This window comes from Pseudomonas sp. K8 (assembly GCF_014889455.1).
Taxonomy (GTDB): domain Bacteria; phylum Pseudomonadota; class Gammaproteobacteria; order Pseudomonadales; family Pseudomonadaceae; genus Aquipseudomonas; species Aquipseudomonas veronii.
Genome location: NZ_VJWO01000024.1, coordinates 61,765 through 79,323, shown reverse-complemented (window position 1 = coordinate 79,323; position 17,559 = coordinate 61,765). Strand labels below are relative to the sequence as shown.

General features: G+C 62.7%; 17 protein-coding genes. 10 read left to right on the top strand and 7 right to left on the bottom strand.

Annotated features, from left to right (window positions below):
• Nucleotides 1-88 precede the first annotated feature (88 nt).
• From INT12_RS17400 to INT12_RS17370, 7 genes are all read left to right on the top strand, one after another.
• Nucleotides 89-1,018 (top strand): DMT family transporter, encoded by a 930-nt coding sequence (locus tag INT12_RS17400; protein WP_017848087.1) that lies wholly within the window; start codon nt 89-91, stop codon nt 1,016-1,018.
• Nucleotides 1,019-1,229: 211 nt separating this feature from the next.
• A complete protein-coding gene (locus INT12_RS17395) occupies nt 1,230-4,151 on the top strand; it encodes a monovalent cation/H+ antiporter subunit A (protein ID WP_017848088.1) in 2,922 nt (973 codons plus the stop codon).
• A complete protein-coding gene (locus INT12_RS17390) occupies nt 4,151-4,495 on the top strand; it encodes a Na+/H+ antiporter subunit C (RefSeq protein WP_007986256.1) in 345 nt (114 codons plus the stop codon). Before INT12_RS17395 ends, INT12_RS17390 begins: the two co-directional genes overlap by 1 nt.
• Nucleotides 4,492-6,174 (top strand): monovalent cation/H+ antiporter subunit D, encoded by a 1,683-nt coding sequence (locus INT12_RS17385; protein ID WP_046485002.1) that lies wholly within the window; start codon nt 4,492-4,494, stop codon nt 6,172-6,174. Before INT12_RS17390 ends, INT12_RS17385 begins: the two co-directional genes overlap by 4 nt.
• Nucleotides 6,171-6,659 carry a Na+/H+ antiporter subunit E gene (locus INT12_RS17380; protein ID WP_017848090.1) on the top strand — a complete coding sequence of 163 codons (489 nt, stop codon included), beginning with the start codon at nt 6,171-6,173 and terminating at the stop codon, nt 6,657-6,659. The genes INT12_RS17385 and INT12_RS17380 overlap by 4 nt, the downstream gene beginning before the upstream one ends.
• Complete coding sequence (locus tag INT12_RS17375) at nt 6,656-6,934, top strand: K+/H+ antiporter subunit F (RefSeq protein ID WP_017848091.1); 279 nt, start codon at nt 6,656-6,658, stop codon at nt 6,932-6,934. Before INT12_RS17380 ends, INT12_RS17375 begins: the two co-directional genes overlap by 4 nt.
• A complete protein-coding gene (locus INT12_RS17370) occupies nt 6,931-7,269 on the top strand; it encodes a Na+/H+ antiporter subunit G (RefSeq protein WP_017848092.1) in 339 nt (112 codons plus the stop codon). Before INT12_RS17375 ends, INT12_RS17370 begins: the two co-directional genes overlap by 4 nt.
• A 127-nt stretch (nt 7,270-7,396) precedes the next feature.
• Here the strand turns inward: INT12_RS17370 and INT12_RS17365 are convergent, their stop codons facing one another.
• Nucleotides 7,397-7,855 (bottom strand): HIT family protein, encoded by a 459-nt coding sequence (locus tag INT12_RS17365; RefSeq protein WP_026140168.1) that lies wholly within the window; start codon nt 7,853-7,855, stop codon nt 7,397-7,399.
• Here INT12_RS17365 and INT12_RS17360 point away from each other — a divergent pair.
• On the top strand, nt 7,784-8,026 hold the full coding sequence (locus INT12_RS17360) for a hypothetical protein (RefSeq protein ID WP_193040329.1): 243 nt from the start codon (nt 7,784-7,786) through the stop codon (nt 8,024-8,026). The two genes, INT12_RS17365 and INT12_RS17360, sit on opposite strands and share 72 nt — an antisense overlap.
• 58 nt (nt 8,027-8,084) lie before the next feature.
• On the opposite strand, the gene cysS is transcribed toward INT12_RS17360, so the two are convergent.
• Complete coding sequence (cysS, locus tag INT12_RS17355) at nt 8,085-9,473, bottom strand: cysteine--tRNA ligase (protein ID WP_104902869.1); 1,389 nt, start codon at nt 9,471-9,473, stop codon at nt 8,085-8,087.
• 14 nt (nt 9,474-9,487) lie between these two features.
• The gene (locus tag INT12_RS17350) at nt 9,488-11,185 is read right to left on the bottom strand and encodes a glutamine--tRNA ligase/YqeY domain fusion protein (RefSeq protein WP_017848095.1); all 1,698 of its coding nucleotides are present in this window, start codon (nt 11,183-11,185) and stop codon (nt 9,488-9,490) included.
• Nucleotides 11,186-11,433: 248 nt separating this feature from the next.
• On the opposite strand from INT12_RS17350, the gene INT12_RS17345 reads away from it, so the two are divergent.
• Both INT12_RS17345 and lpxH read left to right on the top strand, forming a co-directional pair.
• Nucleotides 11,434-11,937 carry a peptidylprolyl isomerase gene (locus INT12_RS17345; protein WP_017848096.1) on the top strand — a complete coding sequence of 168 codons (504 nt, stop codon included), beginning with the start codon at nt 11,434-11,436 and terminating at the stop codon, nt 11,935-11,937.
• Entirely contained in the window at nt 11,934-12,683 is a 750-nt protein-coding gene (gene lpxH, locus INT12_RS17340) for a UDP-2,3-diacylglucosamine diphosphatase (RefSeq protein WP_046382880.1), read from the top strand. Before INT12_RS17345 ends, lpxH begins: the two co-directional genes overlap by 4 nt.
• 141 nt (nt 12,684-12,824) lie before the next feature.
• On the opposite strand, the gene INT12_RS17335 is transcribed toward lpxH, so the two are convergent.
• The 4 genes from INT12_RS17335 to INT12_RS17320 are packed head-to-tail and all read right to left on the bottom strand — an operon-like array spanning nt 12,825 to nt 17,487.
• Nucleotides 12,825-14,354 carry a DHA2 family efflux MFS transporter permease subunit gene (locus tag INT12_RS17335; protein WP_017848098.1) on the bottom strand — a complete coding sequence of 510 codons (1,530 nt, stop codon included), beginning with the start codon at nt 14,352-14,354 and terminating at the stop codon, nt 12,825-12,827.
• Nucleotides 14,354-15,550 carry an efflux RND transporter periplasmic adaptor subunit gene (locus INT12_RS17330; RefSeq protein ID WP_017848099.1) on the bottom strand — a complete coding sequence of 399 codons (1,197 nt, stop codon included), beginning with the start codon at nt 15,548-15,550 and terminating at the stop codon, nt 14,354-14,356. Before INT12_RS17330 ends, INT12_RS17335 begins: the two co-directional genes overlap by 1 nt.
• A 15-nt stretch (nt 15,551-15,565) precedes the next feature.
• The gene (locus INT12_RS17325) at nt 15,566-17,017 is read right to left on the bottom strand and encodes an efflux transporter outer membrane subunit (RefSeq protein ID WP_046484984.1); all 1,452 of its coding nucleotides are present in this window, start codon (nt 17,015-17,017) and stop codon (nt 15,566-15,568) included.
• Complete coding sequence (locus tag INT12_RS17320; protein ID WP_017848101.1) at nt 17,014-17,487, bottom strand: MarR family winged helix-turn-helix transcriptional regulator; 474 nt, start codon at nt 17,485-17,487, stop codon at nt 17,014-17,016. Before INT12_RS17320 ends, INT12_RS17325 begins: the two co-directional genes overlap by 4 nt.
• Between the last annotated feature and the right edge of the window lie 72 nt (nt 17,488-17,559).

Here is a 17,559-nt window from a genome sequence, read left to right as displayed (position 1 = left end):
TTGCTCAATGGGTGGGTGTGCGCAGTATACTGCCCAGCGTGCGGCGCATTGTGCGTTCCGCGCCCTTCCCTTGCAAGACTGAGCCGCCATGACCACCCCGAATGCTCCCTCGCGTTTCAACCGCTTCAGCAAAGCCGAATGCATCCTGGTGTTCATCACCATGATCTGGGGCGGCACCTTTTTGCTGGTGCAGCACGCCATGACTGTCAGCGGGCCGATGTTTTTCGTGGGCCTGCGGTTTGCCGCGGCGACGATCGCGGTTGGTTTTTTCTCTTTGCGCACCCTGCGCGACCTGACCCTGTTCGAGTTGAAAGCCGGCGTATTTATCGGCGTGGCGATCATGTTTGGTTACGGGCTGCAGACCATCGGCCTGCAGACAATTCTGAGCAGTCAGTCGGCGTTCATTACCGCGCTCTATGTCCCGTTCGTGCCGTTGTTGCAATGGCTGGTGCTGGGTCGTCGGCCAGGGTTGATGCCGAGCATTGGCATCATGCTGGCGTTCGCCGGGTTGATGCTGTTGACCGGCCCGGCCGGTGCTTCGCTGAATTTCAGCCCCGGCGAGATCGCCACGCTGATCGGTGCGGTGGCGATTGCCGCCGAGATCATCCTGATCAGCGCATTTGCCGGGCAAGTGGACGTGCGTCGGGTGACCGTGGTGCAACTGGCCACGGCGTCGTTGTTGTCGTTCCTGATGGTGGTGCCGATGGGCGAGGCGTTGCCGGGGTTCTCCTGGTTGCTGTTGTTCAGCGCGGTGGGCCTGGGCTTGACCAGCGCGGTGATCCAGGTGGCGATGAACTGGGCGCAGCAAAGCGTTTCGCCGACGCGGGCCACATTGATTTATGCCGGGGAACCGGTGTGGGCCGGCGTGGTTGGGCGGATTGCCGGGGAGCGGTTCCCGCCGATTGCCATGGTCGGGGCGGCGTTGATCGTAGCGGCGGTGGTGGTGAGTGAGTTGAAGACGCGCGGGCAGAAGGCCATCGAATTGCAAAATGCGCGGGAACAGGAACAGCAGGGGTAAGGTCCGAGCCCGGGCGGTGGCTGTCAAATCGCCATCCCGGGCACGCCCAGCGTCCACAATCAGGCGCTGGTGCGCGTGGTGGGGGGTTAGCTGAAACAATGCCAAATGGGCGTTTTCAGCCTACCTTGTAGGATCCTGCCACACGTTGCCGTTTGGTGATCAAGAAAGCGGCACGTATGATGCATCCCAAACTCCCGCAGATTAGAAGCCTATGTCCCTGATAGTTCTACTGCTTCTGCCTTTTATCGGCAGCTGTCTGGCGGCCTTGCTGCCGCACAACGCACGTAACACCGAATCCTTGCTGGCCGGCCTCATCGCCCTGATCGGTACTGTTCAAGTCGCCCTGCTCTACCCTCAAATCGCCCACGGCGGGGTGATCCGCGAAGAATTCATGTGGTTGCCCAGCCTGGGCGTGAATTTCGTCTTGCGCATGGACGGCTTCGCCTGGCTGTTCTCGATGCTGGTGCTCGGCATCGGCACGCTGGTGTCGCTGTATGCGCGTTACTACATGTCGCCGGACGATCCGGTGCCGCGCTTCTTTGCGTTTTTCCTGGCATTCATGGGGGCCATGCTCGGCCTGGTGATCTCCGGCAACCTGATCCAGATCGTGTTCTTCTGGGAACTGACCAGCCTGTTCTCGTTCCTGCTGATCGGTTACTGGCACCACCGCGCCGATGCGCGACGCGGTGCCTACATGGCGTTGATGGTCACCGGCGCGGGCGGTTTGTGCCTGCTGGCCGGCGTGATGCTGCTGGGGCATATCGTCGGCAGCTATGACCTGGACCTGGTCCTCGCGGCGGGCGATCAGATTCGCGCGCACTCGCTGTACCCGGTCATGCTGGCCCTGGTGCTGATCGGCGCGTTGAGCAAAAGCGCGCAGTTCCCGTTCCACTTCTGGCTGCCCCACGCCATGGCGGCACCGACACCGGTGTCGGCCTACCTGCATTCGGCGACGATGGTGAAGGCCGGCGTGTTCCTGCTGGCCCGCCTGTGGCCGTCGCTGTCCGGCAGCGAAGAATGGTTCTGGCTCGTCGGCGGCGCCGGCGCCCTGACCCTCCTGCTCGGCGCTTACTGCGCCATGTTCCAGAACGATCTCAAGGGCCTGCTGGCCTACTCCACCATCAGCCACCTCGGCCTGATCACCCTGCTGCTCGGCCTCAACAGCCCACTGGCCGCCGTCGCCGCAGTGTTCCACATCCTCAACCACGCCACCTTCAAGGCCTCGCTGTTCATGGCGGCGGGCATCATCGACCACGAAAGCGGCACCCGCGATATCCGCAAGCTCAGCGGCCTGGTGCGCCTGATCCCGTTTACCGCAACCCTGGCGATGGTGGCCAGTGCGTCCATGGCCGGCGTGCCGTTGCTCAATGGCTTTCTGTCCAAAGAGATGTTCTTCGCTGAAACCGTATTCATCTCGTCGACCGCCTGGGTAGAAATCGCACTGCCGGTGATCGCGACCATCGCCGGCACCTTCAGCGTGGCCTACGCGCTGCGTTTCACCGTGGATGTGTTCTTCGGCCCGCCTGCGACGGACCTGCCCCACACCCCGCACGAGCCTCCCCGCTGGATGCGCGCGCCGGTGGAGCTGTTGGTGTTCACCTGCCTGCTGGTGGGGATCTTCCCGGCCCAGGTGGTCGGCTCGATCCTCGCCGCCGCCGCGCTGCCGGTCGTCGGCGGCGTGTTGCCGCAATACAGCCTGGCCATCTGGCACGGCTGGAACGCGCCGATGATCATGAGCCTGGTGGCGATGTGCGGCGGGGTGCTGCTCTACCTGCTGCTGCGCAAGCAACTCAAGCGCGGGCGCTTCAAGTACCCGCCGGTGATCAGCTACTTCAACGGCAAGCGCGGCTTCGAGCGCTGCCTGGTGCTGATGATGCGCGGTGCGCGCAAAATCGAGAAACGCATCAGTACCAAGCGCCTGCAGACGCAGTTGTTCCTGCTGGTGCTGGTCGCCGTGATCGGCGGGCTGATCCCGCTGCTCAACAGCGGCCTCAGTTGGGGCGACCGGCCGAAGATCCCGGGCTCCATCGTGTTCGTCACCCTGTGGCTGCTGGCGATTGCCTGCGCCCTCGGCGCCGCCTGGCAGGCCAAGTACCACCGGCTGGCGGCCCTGACCATGGTCAGCGTGTGCGGCATGATGACCTGCATCACCTTCGTGTGGTTCTCGGCGCCGGACCTGGCGCTGACGCAACTGGTCGTGGAAGTGGTGACCACCGTGCTGATCCTGCTGGGCCTGCGCTGGCTGCCACGGCGGATCGAAGAAGTGTCGCCACTGCCCAGTACGCTGCGCAAGGCACGCATTCGCCGCTTGCGCGACTTCCTGCTGTCCACCGTGGTCGGTGGCGGCATGGCGCTGCTGTCCTACGCGATGCTGACCCGCCAGACGCCCAACGACATTTCCTCGTTCTACTTGAGCCGCGCCCTCCCCGAAGGCGGCGGCAGCAATGTGGTGAACGTGATGCTGGTGGACTTCCGTGGCTTCGACACCCTCGGCGAAATCACCGTGCTCGGCGCCGTGGCGCTGACCGTGTACGCCCTGCTGCGACGCTTCCGCCCCTCCAAGGAAAGCATGCAACTGCCCGCGCAACAGCGCCAACTCGCGCCGGACGTAGCCACCGACCTGATCAACCCGCGCCAGGCCAGCGACACCGCCCTGGGCTACATGATGGTGCCGGCGGTGCTGGTGCGCCTGCTGCTGCCGATTGCGCTGGTGGTGTCGTTCTACCTGTTCATGCGCGGCCACAACCAACCGGGCGGTGGTTTCGTCGCGGGCCTGGTGATGTCGGTGGCGTTTATCCTCCAATACATGGTCGCCGGCACCCAGTGGGTCGAGGCGCAGATGAGTCTGCGGCCGATGCGCTGGATGGGCTTCGGCCTGTTCTCGGCGACCCTGACCGGGCTCGGCGCATTGTTCGCCGGCTACCCGTTCCTCACCACCCACACCTGGCATCTCAGCTTGCCGGTGTTGGGCGACATCCATATCGCCAGCGCCCTGTTCTTCGATGTCGGCGTGTACGCCATGGTCGTCGGCTCGACGCTGCTGATGCTCACCGCCCTCGGTCACCAATCGGTGCGGGCCCATAAACCGAGCAACCAGCCGAAAACCGTTGCCACACCGGAAGGAGCCGCCTGATGGAAGAAGTCATCGCAATTGCCATTGGGGTCCTGGCGGCCTCCGGCGTCTGGTTGATCCTGCGGCCACGGACGTTCCAGGTGGTGATGGGTCTGTGCCTGTTGTCGTATGGGGTCAACCTGTTCATTTTCAGCATGGGCAGCCTGTTTATCGGTAAAGAGCCGATCATCAAGGACGGCGTGCCGCAAGACCTGTTGCACTACACCGATCCCCTGCCCCAGGCCCTGGTGCTGACGGCGATCGTGATCAGCTTCGCCATGACCGCGCTGTTCCTCGTGGTACTGCTGGCGTCGCGGGGCCTGACCGGCACCGACCATGTGGACGGCCGGGAGCCCAAGGAATGACCTGGGTCAACCAACTGATCGTCGCGCCGATTCTGCTGCCGTTGCTGACCGCCGCGCTGATGCTGATGCTCGGCGAGAAGCACCGCCCGCTCAAGGCGCGTATCAACCTGTTCTCGAGCATGCTCGGCCTCGCTATTGCCATCTTGCTGTTGTACTGGACGCAACAAGGCGGCCCCGGTTCGATCGGCGTGTACTTGCCCGGCAACTGGCAAGTGCCGTTCGGCATCGTGCTGGTGGTGGACCAACTGTCGGCGCTGATGCTGGTACTCACCGGGATCATCGGCGTGAGTGCGCTGCTGTTCGCGATGGCGCGCTGGGACCGTGCGGGCACCAGTTTCCATGCGTTGTTCCAGATCCAGATGATGGGCCTCTACGGCGCCTTTCTCACCGCCGACCTGTTCAACCTGTTCGTGTTCTTCGAGGTGTTGCTGGCGGCCTCCTATGGCTTGATGCTGCACGGTTCCGGCCGGGCGCGGGTGTCGTCGGGGCTGCATTACATCGCGATCAACCTGCTGGCCTCGTCGCTGTTCCTGATTGGCGCGGCAATGATCTATGGCGTCACCGGCACACTGAACTTCGCGGACCTGGCGCTGAAAATCCCGCTGGTGCCAGAGGCCGATCGCGGCCTGTTGCACGCGGGGGCGGCGATCCTCGCCACCGCATTCCTGGCCAAGGCCGGCATGTGGCCGCTGAACTTCTGGCTGGCGCCGGCGTACTCATCGGCCAGCGCGCCGGTGGCGGCGATGTTCGCGATCATGACCAAGGTCGGCGTGTACACCGTGCTGCGCCTGTGGACCCTGCTGTTCTCCGGCCAGGCCGGGGCGTCGGCGCTGTTCGGCGGCGACTGGCTGGTGTACGGCGGCATGGTGACCATCATCTGCGCGGCGCTGGCGATGCTGGCGGCGCAGCGCCTGGAGCGCATGGCCAGTTTGAGCATCCTGGTCTCGGCCGGCATCCTGCTCTCGTCGGTGGGGTTCGCCCAGCCGAGCCTGACAGCCGGAGCACTGTTCTATCTGGTCAGTTCCACGCTGGCGTTGAGTGCGCTGTTCCTGCTGGCCGAATTGATCGAACGCTCACGCTCGGCCAACGACCTGCCGCTGGATGAAGAGATCGATGCGCTGCCCAAAGCCATGGAATCCCTGCATCCGCGCCCCGGCGTGAACCTCGACGACGAACAGAAAGCCGTGGTCGGCCAGGTGATTCCCTGGACCATGGCCTTCCTCGGCTTGAGCTTTGTCGCCTGCGCCCTGCTGATCATCGGCATGCCGCCGCTGTCGGGGTTTATCGGCAAGCTCAGCCTGTTGAGCGCGCTGGTCAATCCGCCGGGCTTGGGCCATGCGCTGGATGAGCCTGTCCGCCCTGCCGCGTGGGGCCTGGTGACGTTGCTGATCCTGTCCGGCCTGGCCTCGCTGATCGCCTTCGCCCGCCTGGGCATCCAGCGCTTCTGGACCCCGGAAGAACGCCCGTCACCGCTGCTGCGCCGTTATGAGTGCGTGCCGATCTTCTTCCTGCTCGGCCTGAGCATCCTGCTGACCTTCAAGGCCGAGCCGCTGATGCGCTACACCCTGGACACCGCCAAGAGCCTGAACAACCCGGAACAGTATGTGATGGCGGTCATGGCCACGCGCCCGGTGCCCAGCCCTGAAGCCAAGACCGCGGCGCTGGAGGTGCAGCCATGAAGCGCCTGTTCCCGGCCCCGTGGTTATCGCTGGCGTTGTGGGTGTTGTGGCTGCTGCTGAACCTGTCGATCAGCCCCGGCAACCTGTTACTGGGCGCGCTACTGGGTTTGCTCGCGCCGCTGCTGATGGCGCCGCTGCGCCCGCTGCCGATCCGCATCCGCCGCCCCGGGGTGATCATCCGCCTGTTCTTCCGGGTGGGGCGTGACGTGATCATCTCCAACCTGCAAGTCGCCTGGGGCGTGCTGGTGTGCGGCTCGCGGCCACCGCGTTCGCGCTTTATCAAAATCCCCCTGGACCTGCGCGACGCCAACGGCCTGGCCGTGTTGTCGATGATCACCAGCGTGACCCCCGGCACCGTCTGGTCGGAACTCGCCCTGGACCGCAGCATCCTGCTGCTGCATGTCTTCGACCTGGACGATGAAGCGCAGTTTATCCAGCACTTCAAACACGACTACGAACGGCCCTTGATGGAGATCTTCGAATGAGCGCCCTGCTCTCCAATGCGATCCTGTTCAGCCTGTTCCTGTTCTCGCTGGCCATGGCGCTGACACTGGTCCGCCTGTTCAAAGGCCCATCGGCCCAGGACCGGGTCCTGGCGCTGGACTACCTGTACATCCTGGCGATGCTGATGATGCTGGTGCTGGGCATTCGGTATGCCAGTGATACCTACTTCGAAGCGGCGCTGTTGATTGCGCTGTTTGGCTTTGTCGGGTCATTTGCCCTGGCCAAATTCCTGCTGCGTGGCGAGGTGATCGAATGATGCCGTTATGGGTTGAAGTGTGCGTGGCCGTGTTGCTGGTGCTGAGCAGCGTGTTTGCCCTGATTGGCGCAATCGGGTTGCTGCGCATGAAGGATTTCTTCCAGCGCATGCACCCGCCGGCACTGGCCTCGACGCTGGGCGCGTGGAGCGTGGCGTTGGCGTCGATCATCTATTTTTCGGTGCTCAAGTCCGGGCCGGTGTTGCACGGGTGGTTGATCCCGATTTTGCTGTCGATCACCGTGCCGGTGACGACGCTGCTGCTGGCGCGCACCGCGCTGTTCCGCAAGCGCATGGCCGGTGACGATGTGCCCGCCGAGGTCAGCAGCCGTCGCTGAGTTCTGATGCGACACGGTCAAAAAAATGTGGGAGGGGGCTTGCCCCCGATAGCAGGGTGTCAGTGAATGCAGCTGTCGCTGACACACCGCTATCGGGGGCAAGCCCCCTCCCACATTTGGATCGAGGCTAGGCGAAGGATCGGATGTGTGCCGCCAACTCCGCCAACTCGGCATCATCCGCCCGCACAAAATCGTGGGACGAGATATACCCCTCGTAGCGATCAAAGAACTTGTCGACCCTGGAACTGATGGGCTTGAAGTCACTGTCCTGCCCGGTCCCATGCATGGGAAACAGCTTCGCATGCAGGTGATCCACCCCGTAGCCTTCCAGAATCATCCCCGTGCGCGCCACATCGGGAAACGCCCGGTCGATCTGCTGCGCGGTTTTCTTCGCCGCCACCACCAGACCTGCCAGCACTTCATCCGACTGGGCGAAGGCGTAGCTTCCGTAGTGCTGCTTGGGGATCACCACGCTGAAACCGGGCGTGTTGGGGAAAATAGACAGGAAGGCCATATGCTGTTCGTCTTCCCACAGAATATGGGCCGGGGAGGTTTTTCGGACAATGCTGCAGAAAATACAATCCATTTGAATCACCGTCAGTTTCATCATGGGCTTGGTCTGGTCGACCATCTAAAGCCAGGATTGGGCGGGCGTCAAAGCAAATGGGCTTTTTCCAGAACGTCGCAGGTTGGCTACGACTCGAAGCCGTGTTCCGACAGCGTTGCGAAGACCGGCCCTTCGCGCATGTTTCGCTGAACCCAAAATGAAAAACGCCCCGAACCAGTCGGGGCGTTTTTCATTCAGCGTTTACTGATCAAGCCTGATCAGCCAAGCGCCACGTCGTCCCACCCTTGCCGTCTTCCAACACCACACCCATCGCGGTCAGTTGGTCACGGATCCGGTCGGACTCCGCCCAGTCCTTGTTGGCCCGCGCCGTCAAGCGCGCCTGGATCAGCGCGTCCACTTCAGCCGCATCCACACGCCCTTCGGCGCCGGCTTGCAGGAAGTCGTCGGCTTCCATCTGCAACACGCCCAGCACGCTGGCCAGTTCTTTCAGGCGTGCAGCCAGACCGGCCGCTGCGTCGAGATCGCTCTCACGCAGGCGGTTGATCTCGCGCACCATCTCGAACAGCACCGCGCAGGCTTCCGGTGTGCCGAAGTCGTCGTTCATCACTTCGGTGAAGCGGGCCACGAACGCTTCGCCGCCGGCCGGGGCCACGGCGGGCAGGCCTTTCAACGCGTGGTAGAAACGCTCCAGGGCGCCTTTGGCGTCCTTGAGGTTGTCCTCCGAGTAGTTGATCGCGCTGCGGTAGTGGCTGGACACCAGCAGGTAGCGGACCACCTCCGGGTGGTACTTTTCCAGCACGTCGCGGATGGTGAAGAAGTTGTTCAAGGACTTGGACATCTTCTCGCCATTGATGCGGATCATGCCGCAGTGCATCCAGGCGTTGGCGTAGGTCTTGCCAGTGGCGGCTTCGCTTTGGGCGATTTCGTTTTCGTGGTGCGGGAACTCGAGGTCGCTGCCGCCGCCATGAATGTCGAAGGTCTCGCCCAGGCAGCAGGTGGACATCACCGAGCATTCGATGTGCCAGCCCGGACGCCCGGCGCCCCAAGGCGATTCCCAGCTTGGCTCGCCGGGCTTGGTGCCTTTCCACAGCACGAAGTCGAGCGGGTCTTGCTTGGCTTCGTCGACTTCGATGCGCGCGCCGATGCGCAGGTCTTCGATTTTCTTGCGCGACAGCTTGCCGTAGCCCATGAACTTGGCGACGCGGTAGTACACGTCGCCATTGCCTGGAGCGTAGGCGTAGCCCTTGTCGATCAAGGTCTGGATCATCGCGTGCATGCCCGGGATATGGTCCGTGGCACGCGGTTCCATGTCCGGCTTGAGGATGTTGAGGCGCGCCTCGTCCTCGTGCATGGCGGCGATCATGCGCGCGGTCAGGACGTCGAACGGCTCGCCGTTTTCCTTGGCGCGGTTGATGATCTTGTCGTCGATGTCGGTGATGTTGCGCACATAGGTCAAGTCGTAGCCGCTGAAACGCAACCAGCGGGTCACCAGGTCAAAGGCGACCATGCTGCGGCCGTGGCCGATGTGGCAGTAGTCGTACACGGTCATGCCGCACACGTACATGCGTACCTTGTTGCCATCCAGCGGCTTGAAGACTTCTTTGCTCTTGCTGAGCGTGTTGTAGATCGTTAGCACGACGGTTCCTTAAATCACTGGCCCCACGAATCACGCAAGGTCACGGTACGGTTGAATACCGGATGGCCAGGTTTCGAGTCCTTGATATCCGCGCAGAAGTAGCCTTCGCGCTCGAACTGGAAACGGTCTTCCGGCTGTGCATTGCCAAGGGATGGCTCGGCACGACAACCCGTGAGTACTTGCAGCGAGTTCGGATTGATGTTGTCGAGGAAGCTCGCGCTGTCTTCGGCTTTCTCAGGGTTCGGCGAACGGAACAGACGGTCGTACAGACGCACTTCGCACTCGACGCTGGCGGCGGCCGGCACCCAGTGGATCACGCCCTTGACCTTGCGGCCTTCAGGGTTCTTGCCCAGGGTTTCTGGATCATACGAGCAGCGCAGTTCGACGATGTTGCCCGCGGCGTCCTTGATCGCTTCGTCGGCGCGGATCACGTAGCTGCCGCGCAGGCGCACTTCGCCGGTAGGTTCCAGGCGCTTGTAGCCTTTTGGCGGCTCTTCCATGAAGTCGTCACGGTCGATGTAGATTTCACGGGCGAACGGCAGTGCGCGCACGCCCATGTCTTCTTTCGGGTGGCGTGGCAGTTCGAGGTTCTCGACCTGGCCTTCCGGGTAGTTGGTGATCACGACTTTCAGCGGGCGCAGCACGCACATGGCGCGCGGGGCGCTGTGGTCGAGGTCGTCACGGATGCTGAATTCGAGCATGCCGAAGTCGACCACGCCGTCGGAACGGTTGGTGCCGACCATTTCGCAGAAGTTGCGGATGGACTTGGGCGTGTAGCCGCGACGGCGGAAGCCCGACAGCGTCGACATACGCGGGTCGTCCCAACCGTTGACGTGCTGTTCATCCACCAGTTGCTTGAGCTTGCGCTTGCTGGTGATGGTGTAGTTCAGGTTCAGGCGGCTGAATTCGTACTGGCGCGGGTGTGCCGGAACCGGCAGGTGCTCCAGGAACCATTCGTACAGCGGACGGTGGCTTTCGAACTCCAGGGTGCAGATGGAGTGGGTGATGCCTTCGATGGCGTCCGACTGGCCGTGGGTGAAGTCGTAGTTCGGGTAGATGCACCACTTGTCACCGGTCTGGTGGTGATGGGCATGGCGGATGCGGTACATGATCGGGTCGCGCAGGTTCATGTTCGGCGAGGCCATGTCGATCTTGGCACGCAGTACACGAGCACCGTCTGCGAACTCACCGGCGCGCATGCGGGCGAACCAGTCCAGGTTCTCTTCCACCGAACGGTCGCGGAACGGGCTGTTTTTGCCCGGTTCGGTCAGCGTGCCACGGTATTCCTTGGCCTGTTCAGGGGTGAGGTCGTCGACGTAGGCCTTGCCGGCCTTGATCAGCACGATGGCCCAGTCGAACAACTGGTCGAAATACTTGGACGCATAGCGCACTTCACCGGACCATTCGAAGCCCAGCCACTTGATGTCGCTTTCGATGGCGTCGATGTATTCCTGGTCTTCCTTGGCCGGGTTGGTATCGTCGAAACGCAGGTGCGTGACGCCACCGAACTCCTGGGCCAGACCGAAGTTCACACAGATCGACTTGGCGTGACCGATGTGCAGGTAGCCGTTGGGCTCCGGCGGAAAGCGCGTGACGATCTGCGTGTGCTTGCCCGAATCCAGGTCCGCCTGGATGATCGGGCGCAGGAAATTGACCGTGGCGGCAGGACCGGCCTTGGCGTTCGAGGTAGGGTCGACAGTGGGCTTGCTCATATTATCCTTGAACAGACGAGTACGTGGCCTTGGGCAGGCCAGATAAAACAAAGGGCTTATCATAGCCGAAGCGGTCAACCGCCTGACAGGGTGCGGCCAAAAACTGCTGCTTTAATTGCCCGGGCGGTAAAAAACCACCTCGAAATTCCCGCAGGGCACGCTAAACTGCGCGTCTTGGCCAACGTTTAGCCAAACAGGTCAGGCGCACAGCGCCCGAACCCACGAATTCCCTGAAAAGAGTAGTACACATGACTCAAGTCAAACTGACCACCAACCACGGTGACATCGTCATCGAGCTGAACGCCGAGAAAGCGCCGATCACCGTCGCCAACTTCATTGAATACGTGAAAGCCGGCCACTACGAAAACACCGTTTTCCACCGTGTCATCGGCAACTTCATGGTCCAGGGCGGCGGTTTCGAGCCTGGCATGAAAGAAAAGAAAGACAAGCGCCCAAGCATCCAGAACGAAGCGGACAACGGCCTTTCCAACGACAAATACACCGTCGCCATGGCCCGTACCATGGAGCCGCATTCGGCCTCCGCGCAGTTCTTCATCAACGTCGCCGACAACGCCTTCCTCAACCACAGCGGCAAGAACGTGCAGGGCTGGGGCTACGCGGTGTTCGGTAAAGTCACCGAAGGCACTGACGTCGTCGACAAGATCAAAGGCGTTGCCACCACCAGCAAAGCCGGCCACCAAGACGTGCCAGCAGACGACGTGATCATCGAGAAAGCCGAGATCATTGAGTGATATTGCTGATTTCAGACTTGCATCTGGAAGAGGAACGCCCGGACATTACCCGGGCGTTTCTGGATTTACTCCACGGCCGCGCCCGTGGCGCCCAGGCGTTGTACATCCTCGGGGACTTCTTTGAAGCCTGGGTTGGCGACGATGGGATCACCCCTTTCCAGCGCTCGATTTGCGCGGCCCTGCGCGAACTGAGCGACAGCGGCACCGCGATTTTCATCATGCACGGCAACCGCGACTTCCTGATCGGCAAGACGTTCTGCAAAGCCGCAGGCGCCAAGCTGCTCAAGGACCCGAGCGTCGTGCAACTCGCCGGCGAGCCCGTGCTGCTGATGCACGGCGACAGCCTCTGCACCCGCGACGTCGGCTATATGAAGCTGCGGCGCATCCTGCGCAACCCGATTGTGCTGTTTATCCTGCGTCACCTGCCCTTGCGCACCCGCCACAAACTGGCGCGCAAGCTGCGCAACGAAAGCCGGGCGCAGACGCGGATGAAGGCCAACGACATTGTCGACGTCACCCCCGAGGAAGTGCCGCGGGTGATGCAGCAGTTCGGCGTGCGTACCCTGGTCCACGGCCATACGCACCGCCCCGCCATTCATAAGTTGCAGATCGGCGAGCAGGCGGCCAAGCGTATTGTGCTGGGGGATTGGGACAAGCAAGGCTGGGCATTGCAGGTGGATGAGCAAGGGTTTCAGCTGGCGGCGTTTGACTTCGTCAATCCGCAACTGGCACTGCCGGGCGCCTGATCAACTGTGGGAGGGGGCTTGCCCCCGATGGCAGTGGGTCAGCTTCAAATAGGTTGACTGATACACCGCTATCGGGGGCAAGCCCCCTCCCACAGTTGATTGCATTCCAGCCCTGGTTGATTGCATTTCAGCCTTGGCCGATCAGTGCCCTGATGCCGCCGGGCCCGCCTTCGCGGTAAACGGCGGTTTGGCGAACCACACCAGCAGCATCAAGCCCATGAACATCCACCCCAGCAACGTGAAGTAATCCACGGTGGACATCATGTACGCCTGGCTGGTGAGGATCTGGTCGAGTTGGGCGTAGGCCTTTTGCCCCGCGCCGCCCAACGCATTCAACGCATCGCGGGTCGCTGCGTCGTAGGTGGTCATGTTCTCGCTCATGTACGCATGGTGCTGGTCCGCGCGGCGAATCCAGATCCAGGTGGTCAGCGAGGCCGCGAAGCTGCCGCCCAGGGTCCGCAGGAACGTCGCCAGGCCGGCGCCGTCGGCGATCTGGTGCGGTGGCAGGTCGGACATCAGGATGCTCAAGGTCGGCATGAAGAACAGCGCCACGCCGATACCCATGAACAGCTGCACCAGGGCGATGTGCTGGAAGTCCACCTCATTGGTGAAGCTGGCGCGCATGAAGCAGCTCAAGCCAATCGCCAGGAACGCCAGGCCCGCCAGGACGCGCAGGTCGAATCGGTGCGCGTACTTGCCGACAAACGGCGACATCAGCACCGGCAGAATACCGATCGGCGCCACGGCCAGCCCGGCCCAGGTCGCGGTGTAGCCCATCTGGGTTTGCAGCCACTGCGGCAGGATCAGGTTGATGCCGAAGAAGCCCGCGTAGCCGAGGACCAGCACGATGGTGCCGATGCGGAAGTTGCGGTAGGCAAACAGCCGCAGGTTGACCACCGGGTGTTTGTCGGTCATCTCCCAGATGATGAACACCGCCAGGGCAATCACCGAAATCGCCGCCCCCACGATGATGAAGTTGGATTCGAACCAGTCCAGGTCGTTGCCCTTGTCGAGGATGATCTGCAACGCGCCGACCCCGACGATCAAGCTCAACAACCCCACATAGTCCATCGGCTGGTAGCTGGTGACCACCGGGCGTTTCTTCAACTGCGAACGCACCACCATCACCGCAAAGATGCCGATGGGCACGTTGATGAAGAAGATCCACGGCCAGCTGTAGCTGTCGGTGATCCAGCCGCCGAGGATGGGGCCGGCGATCGGCGCCACCACCGTGACCATCGCCAGCAGTGCCAGGGCCATGCCGCGCCTCGCCGGCGGGTAGACCGCGATCAGCAACGTTTGGGTCATCGGGTACAACGGCCCCGCCACCAGGCCTTGCAACACCCGAAAGCCGATCAGCTCGGGCATCGACGTGGAAATACCGCAGAGAAACGAGGCCAGCACAAACAGCACGGTGGCCCAGAGAAACAGCTTCACCTCGCCGAAGCGCCGGCTCAACCAGCCGGTCAGCGGCAGGGCAATGGCGTTGCTCACCGCAAACGAGGTGATCACCCAGGTGCCCTGCTCCGAACTCACGCCAAGGTTGCCGGAAATGGTCGGCAACGCCACGTTGGCGATCGTGGTATCGAGCACCTGCATGAAGGTCGCCAGCGACAGGCCAATCGTGGCCATCACCAAGCTGGGTGGCGAGAAGGACGCGTTCTGGCTCATCAGCGTTGCACAGCCTTGGGCGCGGCGAGGCTGTTGTCATGAATCAACTGGCTGATCATGGCGTCGGCTTCGGCCAACTGGCGGTCATACACATTGGTGGTGAACGAGGCCTTTTGCGGCGCCTGTTGCGCCAGTACCGGGCCGCTCTGGTCATGCAGGTCGACGCTGACCACCGTGCTCAAGCCCACCCGCAGGGGGTGTTTGGCCAGTTCTTCGGCATTGACGTGGATGCGTACCGGCACCCGTTGCACGATCTTGATCCAGTTGCCCGTGGCGTTCTGCGCAGGCAGCAAGGCAAACGCGCTGCCGGTGCCGGCGCCGAGGCTGTCGATGGTGCCGCTGAACTTCACATCGCTGCCGTAAATGTCCGCTTCGATGTCCACCGGTTGGCCGATACGCATATTGCGCAGTTGGGTTTCCTTGAAGTTGGCGTCGATCCACAGCTGGTTCAGCGGGATCACCGCCATCAACGCCGTCCCCGGCTGCACGCGCTGACCCAGTTGCACGGTGCGCTTGGCCACATAGCCGGTGACGGGGGCGATCAGGGTGCTGCGCGCATTGGCCAGGTAGGCCTGGCGCAGTTGCGCGGCGGCGGCTTGCACGTCCGGATGGGACGAGATCACCGTGTCGTCGACCAGGGCGTTGCTGCTTTTGAGCTGCTGCTCAAGGTTGGTCAGGGCATTCTTGGCCGCGGTCAGGCTGTCGCGGGCGTGGGACAGTTCTTCCTGGGAAATCGCCCCGCCCTGGGCCAGGGTCTTACGCCGGTTGTAGTTGTCCTGGGCAGTTTGCACGTCGGCTTTCTGCGCATTGACCTGGGCTTTCATGCCGTCGACGTTGCTGTACAAGCCCCGCACCTGGCGCACGGTGCGGGCCAGGTTGGCCTGCGCACTTTGCAGGCCGACCGCCGCGTCGTTGGGGTCGAAGTTGATCAGCACCTGGCCTTCGTGGACCAGGTCGCCATCGTCGGCGCCGATGCTGACCACGGTGCCGGTGACCAGCGGGGTGATTTCCACCACGTTGCCGTTCACGTAGGCGTCGTCGGTGCTTTCATTGAAGCGGCCGTAGAGTTCATACCAGCCCCACACGCCGACCACGCCGAGGATGACGATCAGCACCAGGCCGACCAGCATGACTTTGCGTTTGCGCGGGTTGTTATCGGGCGTTCCCGTTGCGTTGTTGCTTTCGGCAGTGGCCATGTCAGTTACCTCAAATTATTCCGTGCGTGTAGCTGGGGTGGTCGATGCCACATTTGCGGCGTCGTAGCCGCCACCCAGGGCTTGCATCAATTGGATCGACAGATCGATTTGCGCGGCGTTCAAGGTCGCCAGCTGACGCTGGGCCTGCAGCAATTGCTGCTCGATGCTGAGCACGTCCAGGTAGTTGCCGATCCCGGAGCTGTAACGCTGCATCGCGGTGTCGTAGGACTGCTGGGCAATGTCCGCGGCATGTTGCTGGGCCTGGATCTGCCGACCGGTTTCGCGCAGTTGTGAAAGGCTGTTGCCGATATCGCCGAGGGCTTGCACCAGGGTTTTGTTGTACTGGGCCACGGCCAGGTCATAGTCGGCATCGCGCGCATCGAGGTTGGCGCGCAGGCGGCCGCCATCGAAAATCGGCAGCGAAATCGTCGGCGCAATGTTGAAGAAGCGGCTGGCCGAACCGAACATCGCATCCCCCAGCAATGACTCGGCCCCGGCGCTCGCGCTCAGGTTGAGGTTGGGGTAGAAGCTGGCCTTGCCGGCGGCGATATTCTTGCTCGCCGCTTCCACCCGCCAACGTGCGGCGATCAGGTCCGGGCGCCGGCCCAGCAGTTCGGCGGGCAGCACCGAGGGCACGGCGACGGCGCTGGGCTTGAGCACCGCCGGGCGCGCCAGTTCGTTGCCGCGGTCCGGGCCTTTGCCGAGCAATACCGCCAGGGCGATTTTCGCGCTCTGCAGTTGTTTTTCCGCATCGATCAGTTGCGACTGGGAGCTGGCTTCCAGGCTTTCGGTCTGCTGGTACTGGTACCGGCTGTCGATGCCCGAGTTCAGGCGGCGCTGGCTCAGGCTGAGCATTTGCCGGGTGCGCTTGAGGTCGTCATTGGCCAGGTCCCGCACGATGTGCGCCTGGCCCAGGTCGCTGTAGGCCTTGGCCACATCGGCCGCCAGGGTCAGGCGCGCGGCCTGCTGGTCGACTTCGGCGGCGCGGGCCTGGCCCAACGCGGCTTCCCAGGCAGCACGCTGGCCGCCCCAGAGGTCGAAGTTGTAGTTGAAGCTGGCGCCGATGTTTCGCACCGTCGAGTAGGCATCGCCCTGCCCCAGCGGGTCCTTGTCCCTGGCCAGGCGCGAACGGCTCACACCGGCGCTGGCGTCCAGGGTCGGCAGGCGTGCGGCGTTGGCGGCATAAGCGGCGGCTTCGGCCTGGTGGGCGCGGGCGCTGGCCACTTGCATGTCGGGACTGTTTTGCAGGGCTTCCTGGATCAAACCGTCGAGCTGCGGATCGCCGAGGCTTTTCCACCAGTCGGCGCTGGGCCAGGCGGCGCTCGACAGGGTCACGCCGGTCAACGACTTACCGGTCTGCAGGGTGTTCGCGTCGAGGCGTTGGCCCTGGGTGTCGAGGCCGCTGAAATTGGCGCAACCGGCCATGCTCATGGCCGCCAGCACCAGGCAAAGGGCACGTGTGTTCATGCTTTACCTACCCGCTGCAGGGTGATCGGATCACCGGCAGCTATCAGCATTTTCTTGAGGAGCTTTTCCAGGGTTTGCAATTCATCCGGCTCCAGTGCGCCGGCCAACTGGTTCAACGCCTCGGCGCCGATGTACGGCAGCCTGTCCGCCAGGCGCTGGCCGTCGTCGGTCAACACCAGTTGCACTTGGCGACGGTCCAGCGCCGAACGCTTGCGATCAAGCAGGCCTTTTTGCTCCAGGCGATCGAGCATGCGGGTCATCGAACCGCTGTCCAGGGACAGGTGGCGACACAGCTCCGCCGGGGTGTCGACACCGAACTGCGCCATGATGATCAACACCTTGAACTGCGCGGCGGTGATGCCGTGCGGTTCCATATGGGTGTCGATGATTTTGTCTTTAAGGATCGCCGCACGGCCCAGCAACAGCCCGAGGCGGCAGTTGTGGAAGTTGTCCGGGGTGAAGTGTTTCATCGGAAGTCACCTTATTACTGCCTAGGCAGCGAATGTGTGACGAGATATTACTGCTTAGGCAGCTAATGTCAA